This is a genomic window from Actinoplanes sp. M2I2, assembly GCF_023544445.1.
Lineage (GTDB): Bacteria > Actinomycetota > Actinomycetes > Mycobacteriales > Micromonosporaceae > Actinoplanes.
This window is the reverse complement of record NZ_JALPVJ010000017.1, coordinates 141,742-159,583: the sequence shown is the minus strand read 5'-3', so window position 1 is coordinate 159,583 and position 17,842 is coordinate 141,742. Positions and strand designations below refer to the sequence as shown.

Annotated in this window: 22 protein-coding genes; 12 read left to right on the top strand and 10 right to left on the bottom strand. The window is 71.1% G+C overall.

Annotated features, from left to right (window positions below):
• Positions 1-89: 89 nt before the first annotated feature.
• Both HJC40_RS31840 and HJC40_RS31835 read left to right on the top strand, forming a co-directional pair.
• Positions 90-602, top strand: coding sequence for a MarR family transcriptional regulator (locus HJC40_RS31840; protein WP_250006813.1), 513 nt, complete (start codon positions 90-92; stop codon positions 600-602).
• Positions 603-659: 57 nt separating this feature from the next.
• Positions 660-1,502 (top strand): PHP domain-containing protein, encoded by an 843-nt coding sequence (locus HJC40_RS31835; RefSeq protein ID WP_250006811.1) that lies wholly within the window; start codon positions 660-662, stop codon positions 1,500-1,502.
• Between the two features lie 6 nt (positions 1,503-1,508).
• Here the strand turns inward: HJC40_RS31835 and HJC40_RS31830 are convergent, their stop codons facing one another.
• Positions 1,509-1,859: a hypothetical protein gene (locus HJC40_RS31830; RefSeq protein ID WP_250006809.1), complete on the bottom strand. Its 351-nt coding sequence runs from the start codon at positions 1,857-1,859 to the stop codon at positions 1,509-1,511.
• A 229-nt stretch (positions 1,860-2,088) separates the two neighbouring features.
• Between HJC40_RS31830 and HJC40_RS31825 the strand changes: the two genes are divergently transcribed.
• Positions 2,089-2,817: a hypothetical protein gene (locus HJC40_RS31825; RefSeq protein WP_250006807.1), complete on the top strand. Its 729-nt coding sequence runs from the start codon at positions 2,089-2,091 to the stop codon at positions 2,815-2,817.
• 11 nt (positions 2,818-2,828) lie between these two features.
• On the opposite strand, the gene HJC40_RS31820 is transcribed toward HJC40_RS31825, so the two are convergent.
• The gene (locus HJC40_RS31820; protein WP_250006805.1) at positions 2,829-3,314 is read right to left on the bottom strand and encodes a hypothetical protein; all 486 of its coding nucleotides are present in this window, start codon (positions 3,312-3,314) and stop codon (positions 2,829-2,831) included.
• Between the two features lie 160 nt (positions 3,315-3,474).
• Positions 3,475-3,669, bottom strand: coding sequence for a hypothetical protein (locus tag HJC40_RS31815; protein WP_250006803.1), 195 nt, complete (start codon positions 3,667-3,669; stop codon positions 3,475-3,477).
• A gap of 57 nt (positions 3,670-3,726) precedes the next feature.
• Here HJC40_RS31815 and HJC40_RS31810 point away from each other — a divergent pair, with 57 nt between their 5' ends.
• From HJC40_RS31810 to HJC40_RS31800, 3 genes are all read left to right on the top strand, one after another.
• Positions 3,727-3,939 (top strand): hypothetical protein, encoded by a 213-nt coding sequence (locus tag HJC40_RS31810; RefSeq protein ID WP_250006801.1) that lies wholly within the window; start codon positions 3,727-3,729, stop codon positions 3,937-3,939.
• Between the two features lie 132 nt (positions 3,940-4,071).
• On the top strand, positions 4,072-4,359 hold the full coding sequence (locus HJC40_RS31805) for a DUF4287 domain-containing protein (protein WP_250006799.1): 288 nt from the start codon (positions 4,072-4,074) through the stop codon (positions 4,357-4,359).
• A 62-nt stretch (positions 4,360-4,421) separates the two neighbouring features.
• Positions 4,422-4,823 (top strand): glyoxalase/bleomycin resistance/extradiol dioxygenase family protein, encoded by a 402-nt coding sequence (locus tag HJC40_RS31800; protein WP_250006797.1) that lies wholly within the window; start codon positions 4,422-4,424, stop codon positions 4,821-4,823.
• Positions 4,824-4,833: 10 nt separating this feature from the next.
• Here HJC40_RS31800 and HJC40_RS31795 read toward each other — a convergent pair whose 3' ends face one another.
• Positions 4,834-5,139, bottom strand: a complete 306-nt coding sequence (locus HJC40_RS31795; protein WP_250006795.1) for a hypothetical protein — start codon at positions 5,137-5,139, stop codon at positions 4,834-4,836.
• Between the two features lie 222 nt (positions 5,140-5,361).
• On the opposite strand from HJC40_RS31795, the gene HJC40_RS31790 reads away from it, so the two are divergent.
• Positions 5,362-6,519, top strand: coding sequence for a hypothetical protein (locus HJC40_RS31790; RefSeq protein WP_250006793.1), 1,158 nt, complete (start codon positions 5,362-5,364; stop codon positions 6,517-6,519).
• On the top strand, positions 6,512-7,216 hold the full coding sequence (locus HJC40_RS31785) for a Fic family protein (protein WP_250006791.1): 705 nt from the start codon (positions 6,512-6,514) through the stop codon (positions 7,214-7,216). The genes HJC40_RS31790 and HJC40_RS31785 overlap by 8 nt, the downstream gene beginning before the upstream one ends.
• Positions 7,217-7,569: 353 nt before the next feature.
• Here HJC40_RS31785 and HJC40_RS31780 read toward each other — a convergent pair whose 3' ends face one another.
• From HJC40_RS31780 to HJC40_RS31770, 3 genes are read right to left on the bottom strand one after another with little or no spacing between them, the layout of a single operon-like run.
• The gene (locus HJC40_RS31780; RefSeq protein WP_250006789.1) at positions 7,570-8,622 is read right to left on the bottom strand and encodes a hypothetical protein; all 1,053 of its coding nucleotides are present in this window, start codon (positions 8,620-8,622) and stop codon (positions 7,570-7,572) included.
• Entirely contained in the window at positions 8,619-8,972 is a 354-nt protein-coding gene (locus HJC40_RS31775; RefSeq protein WP_250006930.1) for a PadR family transcriptional regulator, read from the bottom strand. Before HJC40_RS31775 ends, HJC40_RS31780 begins: the two co-directional genes overlap by 4 nt.
• A gap of 50 nt (positions 8,973-9,022) precedes the next feature.
• The gene (locus HJC40_RS31770) at positions 9,023-9,685 is read right to left on the bottom strand and encodes a hypothetical protein (RefSeq protein WP_250006787.1); all 663 of its coding nucleotides are present in this window, start codon (positions 9,683-9,685) and stop codon (positions 9,023-9,025) included.
• Positions 9,686-9,827: 142 nt separating this feature from the next.
• On the opposite strand from HJC40_RS31770, the gene HJC40_RS31765 reads away from it, so the two are divergent.
• Both HJC40_RS31765 and HJC40_RS31760 read left to right on the top strand, forming a co-directional pair.
• The gene (locus HJC40_RS31765; RefSeq protein ID WP_250006785.1) at positions 9,828-11,024 is read left to right on the top strand and encodes an NAD(P)/FAD-dependent oxidoreductase; all 1,197 of its coding nucleotides are present in this window, start codon (positions 9,828-9,830) and stop codon (positions 11,022-11,024) included.
• Between the two features lie 33 nt (positions 11,025-11,057).
• On the top strand, positions 11,058-11,957 hold the full coding sequence (locus tag HJC40_RS31760) for an RNA polymerase sigma-70 factor (RefSeq protein ID WP_250006784.1): 900 nt from the start codon (positions 11,058-11,060) through the stop codon (positions 11,955-11,957).
• A gap of 329 nt (positions 11,958-12,286) precedes the next feature.
• On the opposite strand, the gene HJC40_RS31755 is transcribed toward HJC40_RS31760, so the two are convergent.
• Positions 12,287-12,778, bottom strand: coding sequence for an SRPBCC family protein (locus HJC40_RS31755; RefSeq protein WP_250006782.1), 492 nt, complete (start codon positions 12,776-12,778; stop codon positions 12,287-12,289).
• 90 nt (positions 12,779-12,868) lie between these two features.
• Here HJC40_RS31755 and HJC40_RS31750 point away from each other — a divergent pair, with 90 nt between their 5' ends.
• Entirely contained in the window at positions 12,869-13,168 is a 300-nt protein-coding gene (locus tag HJC40_RS31750; protein ID WP_250006780.1) for a hypothetical protein, read from the top strand.
• Between the two features lie 45 nt (positions 13,169-13,213).
• Here HJC40_RS31750 and HJC40_RS31745 read toward each other — a convergent pair whose 3' ends face one another.
• The gene (locus tag HJC40_RS31745) at positions 13,214-14,263 is read right to left on the bottom strand and encodes a beta-propeller fold lactonase family protein (protein ID WP_250006778.1); all 1,050 of its coding nucleotides are present in this window, start codon (positions 14,261-14,263) and stop codon (positions 13,214-13,216) included.
• A gap of 254 nt (positions 14,264-14,517) precedes the next feature.
• On the opposite strand from HJC40_RS31745, the gene HJC40_RS31740 reads away from it, so the two are divergent.
• On the top strand, positions 14,518-15,777 hold the full coding sequence (locus HJC40_RS31740) for a glycoside hydrolase family 6 protein (RefSeq protein WP_374273204.1): 1,260 nt from the start codon (positions 14,518-14,520) through the stop codon (positions 15,775-15,777).
• Between the two features lie 53 nt (positions 15,778-15,830).
• On the opposite strand, the gene HJC40_RS31735 is transcribed toward HJC40_RS31740, so the two are convergent.
• Positions 15,831-17,807, bottom strand: coding sequence for an alpha/beta fold hydrolase (locus tag HJC40_RS31735; RefSeq protein ID WP_250006776.1), 1,977 nt, complete (start codon positions 17,805-17,807; stop codon positions 15,831-15,833).
• Between the last annotated feature and the right edge of the window lie 35 nt (positions 17,808-17,842).

The following is a 17,842-nucleotide window of genomic DNA, read 5'->3' as shown; positions in this document are numbered from 1 at the left end:
ACGGCCGGTCACTCTCCACAGCCTCCGCAAGTACGGCCCGGCAGTAACTGTCACCGTACCGGACAATAACAGGGACGTACAATGTTGCGGTGTTCGACGACTCCGCCCCAGGCACAGACCGGCCGCTGGCCGGCCGGGCCACCTTCCTGTTGTCACAACTCGGCTTCCACGTCGCGCAGACGTTCGCCGCGCGGTTGGCGCCGCTGGGCATCGCGCCGAACCACTTCGGGCTGCTCATGCACTTGGAGCGCAGCGAAGGCAACACCCAGCAACAGCTCGCCGACGCGCTGGGCATCCACCGCAAAGTCATGGTCGGCCTGCTCGACGAACTCGAGCAGCGCGAGCTGGTCGAACGCCGGCGGCATCCCAGCGACCGCCGTGCCCACGCCATCCACCTGACCGAAGCCGCACGCCATCTGCTGCCCCGCGCTCGCCAGGTCGCCGACCAGCACGAGGATGAGATCCTCACCCCACTCGACGCCGGCGAACGCGCCGAGCTTGTCGCCGTCCTGCAACGGCTCGCCGAGCACACCGGAAACGCGGCCGGCGTCCACCCGGGCCTGCACCAGCCGGCCACCCGATCGCGCCAGCCTGCCGACTGACCACCGCAGGGCCACCCGCTCCGCGGCGGCTCAAGCTTGATCGTTACCGTGGGCCAGGTGATTCAACCGGCGGACGGTCACGTACATACCGAATTCTCCTGGGATGCCCCCGAGGGCTCCATGGAGCGAACCTGCGTACGCGCCGTGCAGCTCGGACTGCCGGCCGTCGCGTTCACCGAGCACGTCGACTACTCCCGGTGGACGGTCGACGAGGTGGTCCTGGAGCGCTCACCGCTGCGGCGTGAGCTGACCGGCCCCGACGGCGTGCTGGTACCGCCTGAACTCGACCAGGAGCGCTACCTGGAATCGATCCAGCGGTGCCGCGAGATGTTTCCGTCGCTGCGTGTCATCAGCGGCGTCGAGCTGGGCGAACCGCACTGGAACGCGGTGCCGGTCGCGAAACTGCTCGGCACCGGCCACTACGAGCGGGTGCTCGGCTCGCTGCACGCGCTGCCGGTCGACGGCAACCTCGTCGAGGCGAACGCGCTCTACCGGCAGCGCCCAGCCGTCGAGGTGCTCCGGCTCTACCTGGCCGAGATCGCCGAGCTGATCGCCCGTACGGATGCTTTCGCGGTCCTCGCCCACCTGGACTACGCGCTGCGCGGCTGGCCGGCCGAGGCGGGGCCGTTCGACCTGTACGCCTTCGAGGACGAGTTCCGGCACGCGCTGCGTACCCTCGCCGCCACGGACCGGGCGCTGGAGGTCAACACCCGCATCCCGCTGGCCTCGGAGATCGTGCGGTGGTGGCGCGACGAGGGCGGCAAGGTCGTCACCTTCGGCAGCGACGCCCACGTCCCGGACGCGGTCGGCACCGGGCTCGCCGCAGCCGTCGACATGGTCGAGGCGCACGGTTTCCGGCCGGGCCGTCATCCGTACGACCGATGGACCCTGCCGGGGTGACCAGTCTTACCGGTGATCGCCGCCCGGCGCCGGATCGGGTGCGGTCGCCAGGTACCGCCTACTGCGACGCCGCGCGACCCACGACACTCCGACGCCCACTGCGGCCAGCACGACGACCAGTGCAGCGAACGCCAGTTCCAGCCCATCGGTGCCGCGCACGACCTTGGCGATGAACAGACCGGCCTGGAACACGAGCATGACCGCCAGGAAGCCCAGCAGCCAGCCGTTGCGGACGTTGCGGTCGGCCGCCTGGCGGGTCAGCGCCTCGAAGCGAGGGTCATCGACGTGCCCGACGCGCAGTGCCCGCCAGACGACGCGCCAAGATCCGCGTTCGGGACGCGCATCGTCTCCGTTCATGAGCTAGGCGGTACCCAGCCGAGCATGATCTGACGCGCTTTCCCAGCGGATCAGCGGGCATCGTACGGTCACCGCCGCGGGAGCCGGCCTCGGCATGCGACTCGCGGCTGATCGGGATCGGTCTCCCGGCACGGGCCTCGTTCGAGTCATCAGCCGGGCTGTGGCGTGTCGTGCGCGTCCACGGGCCGTTTTGCTGCGTGGGTGTCCATCCCTTGGCGCAGGAGGAGCGGTGACGATACGTGGTGATGTGCCGGTAGCGCGTCCGGTGACGACGGCCGTCGCGGGTGTGGCGGTTGCGGCGTGCGCAGTCATCGCCGGAGCTTCCGCCGTCGTGCCGGGGCGGGTTCCCACCGGCGCCGGCGGGTGGGGCTACCTCTGGGAGTACTTCTGGGTGCTGTGGCTGCTGGTGCTTGGCCTGGCGGCCGCCGGGACAGCGTTGGCGTTCCGGCCGCGGTGGAGGCGCCCCGCGGCGGTGATCGCGCTGGTGCTGGCGGCGCAGGTGTGCGGGCACGGGCTCGTGGCGGTGCGGGACTGGTTCAACACTGCCGGAGCCAGCGCCGGCATGCGGCAGACCGATCTCGCCTGGGTGGTCGGGCTCGCCGCGGTGGTGGCGGTGTGCGGGGCGGTGGCCGGCTGTGTCACCACGGCGCTGCTGTGGCGGGAGCCGGCCGGTGGCTGGCGCGGCCTGCGGCCCGAGAAGCCGGCTTACGTGGTGGCGGCCGTGGTGGTCACGCTGGGCGTACCCCTGGCTCTGGCCTTGTCGACGATGCCGGTCAGGGCGGTGACCATGATGTTCGGGCAGTCCGGACTGTTGTACGGGTTGCCGTGGGGCGTGGGTGTTGCCGCTGCGGCCTGGTTGGGTCGACGGGGAAGAATCGCGGCCCTGACCACGGTCGCGGTCTCGGCGCTGCTGGTCACAGCCGAGTACGCAGTACGAACCATGACCGTTTCCTGGTGAGCGCTCGCAGTTCAGGGGTTGATGGCGAAGGACTCCCGTAGCGTGGCGACCGCCGCGACAAGGTCGTCCAGGGGTCGTTCGATTCTGGCGTTCCGCACTGGCTCGAAATCGAGAATGCGGAGGCCGGCCGCGGTGAGATCCGAAGGGCCGAGATCGTACTGACTGACATTGCTCCAGCCGGCCTGCACTTCCACGAAGCCGTCGCGGGCCGGTCGGACCCGCAACCATCCGGTGCATTGGTCGGAGAAGTTGAAGGGCAGGAGCGCAACGGGACCGTCGCCGGACGAGAGTCGATCCAGTTGCGAGAGCCAGCAGTCCAGTGTGAAGGTGGCGTCGAGGTCTCCACCGCCGATCACGAAGTCGGGGTGATCCAGCTCCAGGATGCATTCGAAACGGCTGGTGCCCAGTTTCAGCACGAGGTCGTACGGCGATGCCTTGTCCGGCTCGATCGTCAGGCCGGCGAGATGTGGCGATGCCCTTCCCTCGTTCTCGGTCATCGCCATTCCTTCGCTGTCGCCTCACAGATGAGGTCCGCCATTCGATCACGACCGTAACTCGCTTCACGGGTGGCGCACTGATCGCGCGGCCGATGAGCGGGCTACTGTCCCAGCCCGTTGGCGCGCGAGATGCGGCAGAGGCCGGTACCGCGGCGTGCCTTCAGGAATCGCCGGACGATCCGCTGCCCGAGGGCGAGTCGCTGCCCCAGCCGTCGGGTGATGTCGGATCGCTGCCGTCGCTTCTGTCGCGCTTGCGGCCGCGGTTTCTGATGCCCGAGATCACTGCGAGCACGACGGTGGCGAGCACCAGTGCGGCGACACCGATGTAGCCCGCCGTCTGGATCGTCGCCATCACGCCGGAAGCCTAGACCGGCAGCCTAGAACGGAAGCCTAGAGCGGTAGCGCGCGGAACATGGCCTGGAGCTATGGCGACACCGTGTTGTATCGGTACGGCCGGCTGGGGCAGGCGCGTTTCGTACGGGTCGGCCGGGTCATCAGCGACGACGCCGAGGGGCTGGCGTTGTGGGTCGGGCCCGGCTCCCCGCAGATCGAGTCTGTTCTGGCCGACGGGCGGGGACTGCGCGAGGTCCCCGTCGCCGACCGGGTCGGGAACCCCGGCCCCTGACCACGCGCGCGGCAAGACGACCGGCTGGTGCGGCGGACGTGGCAGTTCCCGCCGTTCGTACCGATGACTTTTCCTGCTCCGGTTGGTCTGAGGACATGGCAGGACCAAACTTCCAAGCAGAAGGCGGCAGCGATGAGCTTCCAGGCGTATCTCGACAACATCGAGGCCAAGACCGGGCTGACCCCTCGCCAGTTCCTGGCGCTGGCCCACGAGCGCGGCCTCGATGAGCCGTCGACCAAGGCGGGGCAGATCGTCGAGTGGCTGAAGCAGGACCACGGTCTCGGGCGGGGACACGCCATGGCCCTGGTTCACGTGATCAAGAACGGTCCCGCGATCAGCGACAAGCACGTCGGGACGTCCGGCTCCCATCGCGACGAGTCGGACACGCTGTGGCTCGACGGCGTCGCCAATCGGCCCTGAGCCGATCCACCACGGTGCCGGCGGGCCGGTGGCCGACGAGCACTGTGGTGGATGATCGTCACATGCGGCTGCGGATGGAACTGTTCGTCGAAGACCTGGGGGCCAGCGTCGGCTTCTACCGTGAGGTGCTCGGATTCGAGCTGGAGCGACGCGCCGACGACTACGCGAGCCTGCGCCGGGGCCGGGTCGTCCTCGGGCTCGGCCCGGTGGCCAAGCTGCCCACGGACGGCCCCGGTCTCACCCGGCAACGGCTCAGCGGCGACAAGGGCGCCGGCGTCGAGATCGTCCTGGAGCTCGACGACCTGGACGAATTGCGAGCGCTCCATGAACGCTGCCGGCAGCGGACGGTGATCAGCGAACCGCTCATGGTGCGGCCGTGGGGCTTGCACGACTTCCGGCTCACCGACCCCGACGGCTACTACCTGCGCCTCACGCACGGCGATGCCGCGGCCCAGTCCCCGTGACCGCCCGGGCTCAGGCTCGTCGGTCAGACGGCAGCCGTCCGCTGGTCTGGCCGAACAGGAAACCGTTGAGCAGGACGCGCGGGTCGGTCAGGGCGGCGGCGGTCGCCGTCAGGTCGTCGTCGGTCAACCCGTGGGCCAGCAGACTGGTACGCAGCTGAGCCAGCCCGGCCAGCAGCAGCCGGCAGCCCGCGCCGCCACCGCGCCAGCTCGTCCCGTACGAGCGGAACCGCACCTCGGCCAGGCCGGCCGACACGAAAGCGGCCGGCGCCCGGTGAGCCCACTCGTTGTCGTAGCCGTGGGTGGTGAGCGCGCGCACGTGGGCCGTGACATAACGGGAAGACGTCGGCTGTCGCGTCGTCCGGCGCCGACATCACGAACGCCCCGGGGGCGAGCGTGAGGTCGCCGGTGAGCAGCACCCCGCCGGGGGCCACGGCGCTGACCAGCTGCCGGAGCGCCGTCGTCCGCTGCGGCAGGTGACCGAGCAGCAGGCGGGCACGTGTCTTAAGCTGGTCGGCTGCTCGACGGAAGGCTGACCGGAATGACCACCGACCGGGTTCGTCTGCCCGACTTTCACCTGCTCACCTGGCGTGACGTCGATCCGGCCGCGCGCCCCGGCTTCGACCCGGCGGGCGCGGCCGAGCTGGTGCGCTCGCTGCCCCTGGCGGCCGAGGTCCCGACGGCCGGCTCCGACTGGCGGCTCGCCGGCTTCTGGGCCGATCGGATGACGGGGGCCCTGGTCGAGCGGGTCGGCGCCTGGGCGGTGGGCTGGCAGCGCACCGTGGTGCTGGAGGACCACCCGGGGCGCGGCGTCGTTCCGGTCTGGTGGAACGTGGAGCTGACGATCACGACGCCGGCCGAGACTTTGGACAGCCTCGCCCGAGCCCTGGTGGCCTGGCACGAACTGACCGTCGAACTGGCTACGGACGCCCGCGGCCGGTTCGCCGCGGCCGCGCCGGCCACGACCGACAGCACCGGCGACCCGGTGGCGTGGCGGGCGGTCCAGGCATCCGGCCTCACCCGCTACGGCCCCGGGCCCGTTGCTCGCGGTCTCCCCCACCCGGCCCGTCTGGCCTGGGCCGACGTCGACCCGCGGGAGCGGGACTTCGAGCCGGCAACGGTCGCGACGGTCGTCGCCGGTCTGGTCACAGCGAAGAATCTCCCGGCGCGGGACGCGGATTGGCGCCTGCGGGACCTCTGGCTGGAGAACGTGTCGGCCGGCCTGACCGAGCGGTACGGACTGTGGGCGGCCGGCTGGCGCTGGTCGGTCGGCGAGGGCGACCTCGACGGCGGGCCCGTAGCCAACTGGTGCTGCTTCCCGCACTCGGCCACGACCCCGGAGGGGACCGCCACCGCTGTCGCCGCCGCCCTGATCGAGTGGCGCGAGTGGTTGGAGGACACCGCCGAGCGGTTCGACCGCTTCCTGCCGCTGGCCGCCGACGATCTGGACGGGTGGGAACGCGCCGTCGCTCACCTGGTGACCGCCGTCGGCGACCGGACCCAGTACGAGTCGGCCTGGTACGGCTGCTGCACCACCGTCCTCGGCTGGTTTCTCGAGGCGGCCGGCATCGCCGCCGACCGGCGGGAGGGGCTGCTGGACCACGCGATCGGCGGCCGGTTCGACAGCTGGGTCGAGCCGGACCGAACGGTCGTCGCCTCGGTGGCCGAACGCCTGGCCGGGCGGGTGGCCGATGCCTGACCAGCTCACGATCTGGCGGCGGGTCCGCGAGCAGGTGCCGTGGCGCGAGGTCGTCCCGCCCCGGCTGAACCCGGTCACGGCTGTCCGTGACGGGTTCACCGCTCAGGCCGCGGCCGCCGAAGATCACCGACGGCAGAGTCTGCTGCTGACCGCGTACGCCGACGTCCGGCAGACCGAAGCGGCCGGCGACGACCTGACACCGGACTTGACCGCCCGCTGGAACGCGATGCTGCGGGGCATCCCGGTCGCCCCTTTCCGCCGCCACCCGGCCTACGCCAAGAACGGCCGGGACCGGTACGGGCTGGATTCCGGCACCCCCGAGCAGTACGAGTCGTGCCTGTCCGAAGCGGCCGACCCGGCGATCCCGACGGCGGCCCGCGCGGCCCGGGCTTACCTGGACATCGCGTTCTTCCACCCGTACGACGACGGCAACGCCCGCCTGGCCGGACTGGTCCTGCACTTCGTGCTGCTTCGCGGCGGCATCGAACTCGACGACGTCCGCCCCCTCCTCACCATCGTCCGCCGCGCCGACGACCCGGAGGGCGCGGCCGGCCTGGCCCGCCTGATCCATGGCACAGCCGCAGCCACTCACCGCCGCCGGCTCCGCTCACTGGAGACCCACCACGCCGCGGCAGCGCATCGCGCGGTTGAACCACGCCCGCGACGAGGGCACGCCGACCCGCCGAGCGTCAGGTAGCCGATGGGTCGCGTGGCGCGGCGTGGAGGAGCCGCTCTCGCACCTCCGGGGAACACTCGCGCGAATGCCGGTGCGCGTCGCATCTGTCCCGCAGCTCTGCGGCCTCGACACGAGCAGCCGCAGCCTCCGTACGGGCCCGGGCACGATCCTCTTCGAAGAGCAGCGTCTCGGCCAAGCCGTCCAGAGCCTGAGCCATGGCCACCCGCCAATCGGCCAGGTCACACAGCCTTTCGCCGTCAGCAGGCCGCGTCGACCGCACTCGGCGAAGCTCCCGTAACGCAGCCTTCAAGGGCTCATCAATCATCAAGAACCTTCGCTCGCCGCTACCGCCGCTGACCCGAATGGGGCACCCCTCAGGTTGTCGATGTGGTGAGTGAGATCGCCGGCCGGCGGGTGGTGGCGGCCACGGCGAGGAGGGCCAGTCCACCGGCGAGGGTGGCGGCCACCAGCGCGGCCGCGGGATAGGCCACCACCCAGTAGTAGGCCGGAGCGATTCCGTAGACGCCGGGATCGGTGAAAGCGTGCTTGCCGAGCGTGTCGTACAGGCCGATCGTGGGGTGAGCGGCGAGGCCGACAGCGATGAGACCGAGCGCCAGGGCCGCCAGCCGCCGTGGCAGCGCGCTGCGCCGGAGCCGGTAGCCGGCCCAGCCGGACAACAACCAGCCGGCGACCGCCCCGACGAGCCAGCCCAGCCCGATCGCTGCCCATTCCTCACCCGGCCGAACCGGGTGGACGGTGACGCGCAGGTCGGTGCCGGCCAGGCCGGGCGCCAGCACCGTGTTCGCGTACCCGGTGACCGCCTGCCCGTCCTTGGTCGCCTGGAACACCTGGTGGAGCGCATCGTGCCGTTCGTCTCCGTAGGACCGGACCGATGTAGACCTCTCGACAGGTCCGATGGTCCAACCGTTCGCCCGCAGCCGGGCCTGTGCTGCTTCTATCGTCCAGTTCGGCACCGGCTGCTCATAGTCGGGCAACACGTCCACGCCCGGCCACAACTCTCGCGGGCCGTCGCGTCGCTCGATCTGGGGCATGGCCAACGGGACGCCGGCCATGGTCTCGACGGTCCGCACGGCCGTCGGGTCGGACACCAGCCGTGTCGTCTGCCGGCCCAGCCAGGAGCTCGCAGCTGCGCCCACCGCGCCCAGGACCACAGCCGACAGGACGGCTGCCACCACCGCCGCCTTGCCGATCGGCAGCCGGAACCACTGCCGTACCGCCCCGCGCAGCAGATCCAGCACGTCGGCGCGGGCGGGCCGACGTCGTCCCGGCTCGGCCGAGTCCATCAACATCGCCAGGATCTCGTCGCCGTGGGCCCGGCGGTAACCGACCGGATAGGCCCACAGCAGCCGCCGATACCGGCGTTCCAGCCGGCGATGCCCGGGCATGACCTCCCCCGAGGCGGTCATGCCGGAGCTCCGGACGAGTCGGCTGTCCGGCCGAGACCCCAGCTCGGTCGCGCCCGCAGCCGGCTTTCCGCGGCCTCCGCATTCTTGCGCAGACGACGGGCGCGTTCGGCGAGTTGCCCGGCGCCGGCGTCGGTGAGCCGGTAATAGCGGCGCAACCGCCCGTCGACGACTTCCTGCCGGTCGACGGTGATCAGTTCCTGCTCCACGAGGCGGTCGAGGGCTCCGTACAGGGTGCCGGCCCGCAGCGTGACCGTCCCCTCGGAGAGCTCGGCGACCTCCTGGGTCACCCCGTAGCCGTGCTTGGGCCCCGACGCCAGCGCGGTGAGGATCAAGAACGTCGGTTCTTGCATCGCGGTCATACCGGTAGACTACGTCCGCCGGTATATACCGTCAACTTGCGTCAATCACGACGCCAGGCGGCCGCGCACACCTCGATCCAGGATGTGAGGTCGGGTACGTCGTCGATGGTGAGCAGTGCGTACGCCGGTGAATCGGCCAACGGGGTGACGCCGGAGAAGCTGTGGTCGGGAGCGAACACCACCAGCCGCCCGTCGTCGTGCCGGGCCAGCGTCAGGTTGCCGTTGGCCTCCACCGCGGCGGTGTAGTAATCGGCGGGGTCGATCGCCATCTCGAGACCGTCCTGATCCCACATCCAGGCGTAGTCGGCCAGCGCGTCGGCGGCCGGCACCCGAGTCGCCTCGGCGGTGAGCACCTCGTCCTGATTGGTCCACCAGGTGGTGGGCTCACCGAACCGCTCGACCATCCCGCCGCAGACCTCCCAGAAGCGGCGGTGGACGGGAGCTACGGCGACGTCGACGACGCCACCCTGAGGCTGGCGGCAGAGCCAACCGCGCCGGTTGTCAGCGGGTCCCCAGGCGAGCAACTCGTAGGCGTCCTCGGCCACGGAGACCGGAGTGAGAGTCGCCTCGTCGAGCAGGGCGGAAAGGACCGGCAACCCGTCGATCGGGCCGCGTGTCCACGGACGCGGCTCACCCACCTCGGCGTTGTCGCCGGGCTGAAGGAACCAGGAAACCTCGTTCTGGAACAGCTGCCAATCGATCACGGCCACATGGTGCCACTGCCGGCGCGACCGCCCGTCGCCGACAGGGTGACAGACCAGGCGGTCGGAGTGATCTGGGTCACGATGGTCACACAGGACGCTTCGCCTGGTGTCTCGGGGTCGACAGTCGGCGAAGGGATCGGAAATGACCGAGAACATCAGGGTGGTAGTGGTCGGCGGAGGTTTCGCCGGTGTCATGGCGGCCAACCGGCTGATGCAGCGCGACGACGTCATCGTGACCGTGGTGAATCCGCGGCCGGACTTCGTCATCCGGCTTCGGCTGCACCACCTGGTCGCCGGTTCACACGATGCGGTCGTGGACTACCGGGAAGTTCTGGCCGATCGCGTCCAGCTTCTCCAGGACTCTGTCACGACCATTGACGCCGCTGAGCGCCGGATGGGTCTCGCGGACGGCGGCACCCTCGATTACGACTACCTGATCTATGCGGTCGGAAGTGCCGGCGCGAAACCGGTTGTTCCTGGCGCCGTCGAGTTCGCGTACCCGATGGTCACCCTGGAGTCGGCGCGGCGGTTGCGTTCGATCCTCGACGACCGGCCCGCGGCGAGCGCGGTGACAGTCGTGGGCGCCGGGCCGACCGGGATCGAAACCGCCGCCGAGCTCGCCGCACGCGGCTACCCGGTGAGCCTGGTCTGCGGCGGAACGCTGGGCGCTTACCTGCATCCACGGGCCCGGCGCGCGGCCGCCGGAGTGCTCGCCAAGACGGGGGTCGAGGTCTTCGACGGCCCCGGCACCGACGTCGTCGAGGTCACCCGGGACACCGTCCGGCTCGGTGACGGTCGTACGCTGCCGAGCGCGATCACCATCTGGGCCGCGGGGTTCGGCGTGCCGGATCTCGCCACGCGCAGCGGGCTGCGCACCGACGCCATCGGCCGCCTGCTCACCGACGAGACGCTGACCAGCATCGACGACGTACGCATCGTCGCGGCCGGGGATTGCGCGGCGCCGTCCGGTCTGCCCTATCGGATGGGCGCCTACGTCGCGGGCTGCCTCGGCGCCCACGCCGCCGACACCGTGCTGCGGCGGATGACCGGTGCTCGCCCCGAACCGGCCAGTCTCCTCTTCAACGCCATGTGTGTCGGTCTGGGGCCGCACGCCGGCATCTATCAACTGGCCGGCCGGGACGACATCGCGATCGGTCTCTTCGTCGGCGGCCGCCCGGGGGCCAAACTCAAGGAGCTCACGTACAAGTTCGCCGTCGGCCACCTCACGAACGAGGCCCGCAAACCCGGCTCCCATCGCTGGCTGCACAACAGCAAGCGCCCGCACCTGCTCGAGACCGAAGCGGAGCGGGTCCGGGCCGCTGCCGAGCGGTCGGCGTAGTTGCCCGGGTCACCTGGAGAAAGGGCCAGGACATTGAGCGATCAGGAGGTCGATCCGGCGACCGCGACCTTCCTCAGCTACCGCAACCTGCTGTTCACCGTGGCCTACGAGATGCTCGGGTCGGCCGCCGACGCGGAGGACGTCCTGCAGGAGACCTGGCTGAGATGGGTCGGCGTCGACCTCAGCCAGGTACGCGACCAGCGTGCGTATCTCGTCCGGATCACCACCCGGCAGGCCCTCAACCGGATGCGGGCCATGAAACGCCGCCGGGAGGCGTACGTCGGCCCCTGGCTGCCGGAGCCGTTGCTGACCGCCGCTGATGTGGCCGAGGACGTCGAGCTCGCCGAGAGCATGTCGACCGCGCTCATGCTCGTCCTGGAGACGCTGTCGCCGATCGAGCGTGCCGTCTTCGTGCTGCGGGAGGCCTTCGCCGTCAGCTACGACGACATCGCCGCGTCGGTCGGCCGGACCCCGGCCGCCGTCCGTCAGATCGCCCACCGTGCCCGCCGGCACGTCGACGCCCGCCGCCCGCGCAACCCGGTGCCGGCGAGCCAGGCCCGGGCCGTCCTGCAGTCGCTGCGACACGCGATCGAGAGCGGCGACCCGCAAAGCCTGCTGGACGTGCTCGCCCCCGGCGTCGTGCTGGTCGGCGACGGCGGCGGCGTCAGACATGCGACGCTGCGGCCGGTTGTCGGCTCCGACAAGGTCGCCCGCATGTTCCTCGGCGGCCTCAGCAAAGTCTCCGGCACCGTCACGGTTCACCCGACCGTCGTCAACGGCAACCCCGCACTTCTCGTACGCCTGAACGCCGAGTTCGACGGTGTCCTGACCATCCGCATCGACGACGCGCTGGTCAGCGGCCTCTACTACGTCCGCAACCCGCACAAGCTGACCCGGTTGCACACCGAAACGCCGCTCACCCTCGGCCGGTGATGGGGCTCCCCCCTCACTAGCTCCGTCGAGCTCTCCGCGCGGCGGTCGGGGCTTCGCCCTCGCCCGTTGCCCGGGACTTCGTTCGGAGGCGGATTCGCCACAGCGCGACGAGCTGCGCGGCGAAAACAAGCAGCATGGCCCCGAAACAAGCGGCAAGGAACCAATGACGTTCCCTGACGTTGTCGACGAACGCCCACGCCTGTACGACCATGACGGCGCCGAGCAGCCAGGGCATCCATCGGAGAAAGAGCTCGTGCCGTCTCATGGCTGGGTGTTGCCCAAAGGGTCGAAAGCCCAAGCGGGACCTCTCTCCTGAACCGCGCCGCAGTTCAGCCTTTCGCTTCGCGGACGTCCTTCCCATGCTCGGCGAACGCCTTGAAGTCCTGCATGTGCTGGAGCGACTGCTTGCGGAAGGCGCCGGGCATCACAACCCCGACCAGCCGCATCAGCAGACTGCTGAACCGGTACTCGTTCTCGCTCACCCACAGCGTCGCCTCCGGGCCGGAAGCGGTCAGGCGCTCACGCGCGGCGCTCCACATGCCCTCGCCGACGATCTCGCGCTCGAAATGGACGACGTCCTCCCGCCCGAGCCCGTGCAGATCCAGCGGCTCCCGGCGCGTGACGGTCTCGGTGCACTCGAACTCTTGCCGGCCCATCTGCAGCACGACTCGCGACGTGGTGCCGACCTGCCCGTGTTCGCCGCTCAGCGGCTCGTGCAGCACCAGGCCGCGCAGCCACATCGGCAGGTAGGCCGGATCGGTGAGCAGTTCGACGACCCTTCCCCGCGGCCGCGCGATCTCCAGCGAGACGGTGTACTTCATGGCGGGCGCTCCAGTTCTCGAGCGAACTGGACAGATGATATCAGCTTGTCCTTATATACCTGGCCGGCCGGGAACCACGAGAATGGCCGGGTGAAGGCCATTTACCCGGACAGCGGCGACGGTGACAGCGAGGCAGTTCCCGGCCTGCAACCCGAGAGCGCAGGCGCGGCCGACGTCGCTTCACGCATCCTTGAAGTCGATGGAGAGGTGTTCGCCCTCCGTCCGGACGAGTTCGGCGGCACCGGCTACACCTGGCTCAGCGGGCCGGATCCCGGCTACGGGTTCGGCGTCAGTCCGACCCCGGACCTGCCGGTCGACGAGCACATCGAGAACATCCGCGGCTTCCTGGCCCTCGTCGACCCCGCCACGGGGCACATCGAGGACGACTGAACCCACCGGCCGGCATGCAGGGGGAAACAGCGTCCGGCGACGCGATCAGGCCGCCGGGACGGGAAGCACGTGCAACTGGGCCGGAGCCTGATAGGCCGAACCGTCGTCGCTGATCGCGTAGAGCCGCCGGCCGTTCGGCGCCCAGGCCAGCCCGCCGCGGGTCAGGAGGTGATCCCGGCCGCCCAGATCGAACGCCGCCACCGACGTGCCGTCGATGTCGAAGACGAACACATCGCCGTCGTACGCCGCGTCGGACCCGCCGGCGATCCGGGTGCCGTCCCGGGTCAGCTCGACCGCGTTCGGGTAGGGGGCGATCGAATAGGACGGTCCGGTCCGGGTCGGATCGGCCATCGAGAACGACTGCAGGCGGTACGGCGAGCCGCTCGCCGTGTAGACGGTGGCGCCGGTCGGGTCGACGGCCGCGTCGCTCAGGTTCCCGCCGAGCTGGCTGGTGCTGCCGACCGAGGTCAGCGTGCCGCCGGCGCCGATCGTGTAGGAGTAGCCCGTCCACGGGCTGCCGCCCTCGTCCCCGACGAACAGCACCTTGGAGTTGCGCAGGGCCGTGGCCGGTCGCGGCGCGCCGAACCTCTGGCCGGTGAGCCCGGTGGTCACCACGGCCGGTTGACGGGCCAGGTCGATCTTCCCGATCTCGCCGCTCTCGCCACTGCAGCCGTACCCGAAGAACAGGTAACGGCCGGCGTAGGCCAGCGTGGACGGGCAGGTGCCGCCGGCGGTGTCGTGGACGGCCGACTGCGTGAGCGAGCCGGTGTCGTACGCGACGATCTTGTCGGCCGACGGCAGCGCCACGTAGAGCGTGCGCCGGTCGGTGCTCAGTTGCAGGTCGGTCGGGCCTTCGAGCCCGTCGATCGTGGCGGTGATCGCGCCGGCGGCCGAGGCGACCACGATCTGGGTGGCGTCGCGCCCGCCGCTGATGAAGACGCGGTCGCCGGCCGAGACGACGTCGGCCGGGTGACCGAACGGCAGCCGGGTCACGGTGGGCTCGGCCGCGGCCTGAGCCTGAGCCGGGCCCGGGGCGACGGCCAGGCCGCCCAGGGACATCACGAGCGCGGCGAGAAGTACGAGAGGTCTGCGCACCGATCTTCCTCCTTCACGTGAGGACGGATCACCGAGCAGGGGGCAGTTCGAACTGGACGGTCTCGCCCCCGCGCACCGATCCAGAAGGGTCCATAGATACCACAGCGACCCACGCCGGGCGGGGCCTCACCGGGGGGCCCGCAAGTCAGGGCCGTCATCTTCTTGACTTGAGTCGGCAACACATCGAGGCTCAGCTAAGAATGGGAACGCTCCCACTGTCCCGGACGAAGTAGCCGTACGAAGAGGAGTCCGACGTGTCCTTATCTCGTCGCGCGCGGCGGGCGAGCACCGCGTTCGCCGCCGCGGCCGCTGCCTGCGCGGTCGCCCTGGCAATGAATCCCTCACCCGCGGGGGCGGTGATCCCGGACGGCACCCGCTTCTACACCCCCAAGCCGGACCCGGGCGCCGTCCAGCAGATCGCCCAGCTCACGGCGGCCGGGCAGCGCGGGCTGGCCCACCAGATCCGAACCATGGTCGAGACTCCGCAGGCCGTCTGGGTCACCGGCGGCTCCGGCCGGTCGCTGACGAAGTCGGTCAAGGCCGAGGCGTGGCGGGCGGCCGCCAAGAGGACCATGCCGGTCTTCGTGGCCTACAACATCCCGTTCCGCGACTGCTCGCAATACTCCGCGGGCGGGGCGACCTCGGTGGCCGAGTACCGGGCCTGGATCGACGCGTTCGCGGCCGGCATCGGCGGGCAGCGGGCGGCCGTCATGCTCGAGCCGGACGGGCTGGGGATCATCCCCTGGTACACCACGATCAACGGCGAGCAGGAATGGTGTCAGCCGGCCGAGGCCGACGCGGCCACCGCCGCCGCCGAGCGGTTCGCGATGCTCAACTACGCGGTCGACCGGCTGGGCGCCCTGCCCCGGACCAGCGTCTACCTCGACGGCACGCACAGCGCCTGGCTGGGCGTCGGTGACATCGCCGACCGGCTGGTCAAGGCCGGCGTGCGCAAGGCCGACGGGTTCTTCCTCAACGTGTCGAACTACGAGACGACCGAGCGCCAGCTGAAGTACGGCAACTGGATCTCCAAGTGTGTCTACTACGGCACGCAGGGACCGGCCGAGGCCCGCGGCCACTTCGAACAGTGCGCCAGCCAGTACTACCCGGCCAGCCCGGGCGACTTCAGCACGTGGCCGCTCAGCGACGCCTGGTACGCCACCAACGTCGGCGACGTCTCCCCGCGCAAGCTGCCGCACTTCGTCGTGGACACCAGCCGCAACGGGCAGGGCCCGTGGACGGCGCCGGCCGGGGTGACCTGGCCCGACCCGCAGACCTGGTGCAACCCGCCGGACCGGGGCCTGGGACTGCGCCCGACCACCCGGACCGGCGATCCGCTGGCCGACGCCTTCCTGTGGGTCAAGACGCCCGGTCAGTCCGACGGTCAGTGTGACCGCGGCACGGGCACCGGCACCGACCCGGCGCGCGGCGGCATCGCCGACCCGGCCGCCGGCGCCTGGTTCCCGCAGCAGGCGGTCGAGCTCGTCCAGCTGGCCAACCCGCCCCTGCGCTGATCGGCGGGGCGGATGGGCCCCGGCTCATCCGCCCCGCTCGACCCGGCCCGCCCTCAGCCGAGCAGGTCCGGGCACTGCCACTTCTCACCGCGTACGTGGTGGTCGAGGAACGCCAGCATCGTGGCGTGCCACACCTTGGCGTTGCCGGGCTTGTTCACGCCGTGGGCCTCGTCGGGGAAGTACAGGAACTTGTGCCGGCCCTCGGCGCGCGACAGCAGGTCGTACCACAGGCGCAGCGCCTCGCCGATCGGGACGCGGTAGTCCCGGGCGCCGTGGATCACCAGCATCGGGGTGGTGATGGCGTCGGCCGCGTGGTGCGGTGACTGGGACCGCAGGCGGTCGGGAGTCATCTCGCGCAGCCAGTAGTACGGGTGGTCGGTGGTCGTCATCATCTGGTCGAGCGCCCACAGCGACGCGTGCGTGACGATCGCGTCGAAGCGGTCGCTGTGCCCGGCGATCCAGTTGGCCAGGTAGCCGCCGAACGAGGCGCCCACCACCGCCGTACGGGAGGGGTCGAGGTCCGGGCGTTGCAGTGCGGCGTCGGTGACGGCCATCAGGTCGGTGTAGGGCGCGTCGCCCCAGCTCCCCCACCCACGCCGGATGAAGTCGAGGCCGTATCCGGTGGACAGCGCCGGGTCGGGCATCAGCACCGCGTAGCCGCGCGCCACCGCGAGCCACGGGTTCGAGTGCCACTTCCAGGTGTTCCACGACGTCATCGGGCCACCGTGGACCCACAGCAGCAGGGGTGCGGGCGTGTCGGCGCCCGCCTCGCCGGGCACCGCGAGCCAGGCGTGCACCGGGCTGCCGTCGGCGGCTCGCGCGGTGACTTCCTCCAGACGGCCGGGTACGTCGACCGGTGCGGCCGGGCCCGGCAGGCATTCCACCTCGAGCGAGCCGAGCGACACCCGCACCGGGTGGGGCGGGGTGCCGATGGTGTTGCGCAGCGCGTAGACCCACTGCCCGTCGGGGGAGACCACCGGATCGGTGTAGGCGCCGTCGTCGTGGGTCAGCCGGGTCACCTCGCCGGTCGCCGCGTCGACCCGCCACAACGGTGAGCGACCGTGATCGTCGGCCGCCACGATCAGCGCGGCGCCGTCCGGCGTCCAGCACGGGCTGTGCGGCCACCGGTCCCAGTCGCCGGTCAGCGCCTCGACCGGCCCGCCGGCCAGCGGCACCAGGGCCAGCCAGATGTCGCTCGGCTCGGCCGCCGACGACCACCGGCGGACGACCAGGGCGACACGGCTGCCGTCGGGCGACACCCGCGGCGTGCTGTAGTCGTGACCGTCCTGGCCGGCCAGCATCCGGCGTCCGCCATCGGCCACGTCGATCACCGCGACCGCCGACCGCTGCGACGCGCCGGGCGCAGCCACCATCCAGCCGGTGACCACGGTCCGGCCGTCCGGGGTGATCTCCCAGTCGCGGTCGTCGTCCAGGGCCCGTCCGGCATGGCCGGTCAGGTCGCGCAGGACCAGGTCGTCGAGCGTGCCGGTGACCAGGCGCGGGCGGTCGGGCCCGAGGTCGTGGTCCCAGTACCGCACCGGGTACTCCTCATGCAGGATCGCCGAGACCCCGGCGTCGCTGCGCTGTTCGCGGGCCTGCCGGTCGGCGTCCGTACTGTCGGCCGAGGGCAGCATCGCCGTGCCGGCCACCAGCGTCCCGGCCGGGCTGACCCGCACACCGTGCAGGCCGCCGGGCGAGGTCGCGATCACGTACGCGTCGCCGCCCCCGGCCGGCTGCCGCCACAGGGCCGGGTCGTCGCCGTGCCCGGACGGCCGCGACGACGTGAACAACAGGTCGCCGTCGGGGGTGAAGCCGGCCGCGGACTCGCCCCGGTCGCTGCCGGTCAGCCGGCGGGCCGGCCGCTCCCCCGCCGGGTCGACCTCCCACAGCGACGTCCGGTACCGGGTGTTCCCGCTGTCCGGGGTTCCCACCCCGACGACCAGCCGGCGCCCGTCCGGCGAGAGCCACAGCCCGGCCAGTCGCGGCAGACGAACGTACGCGTCGAAGTCGGTGAAGGTGTCGGCGCTCACCGGGTTTGTCTATCACCGCTTCCGGCGGGCCGGAA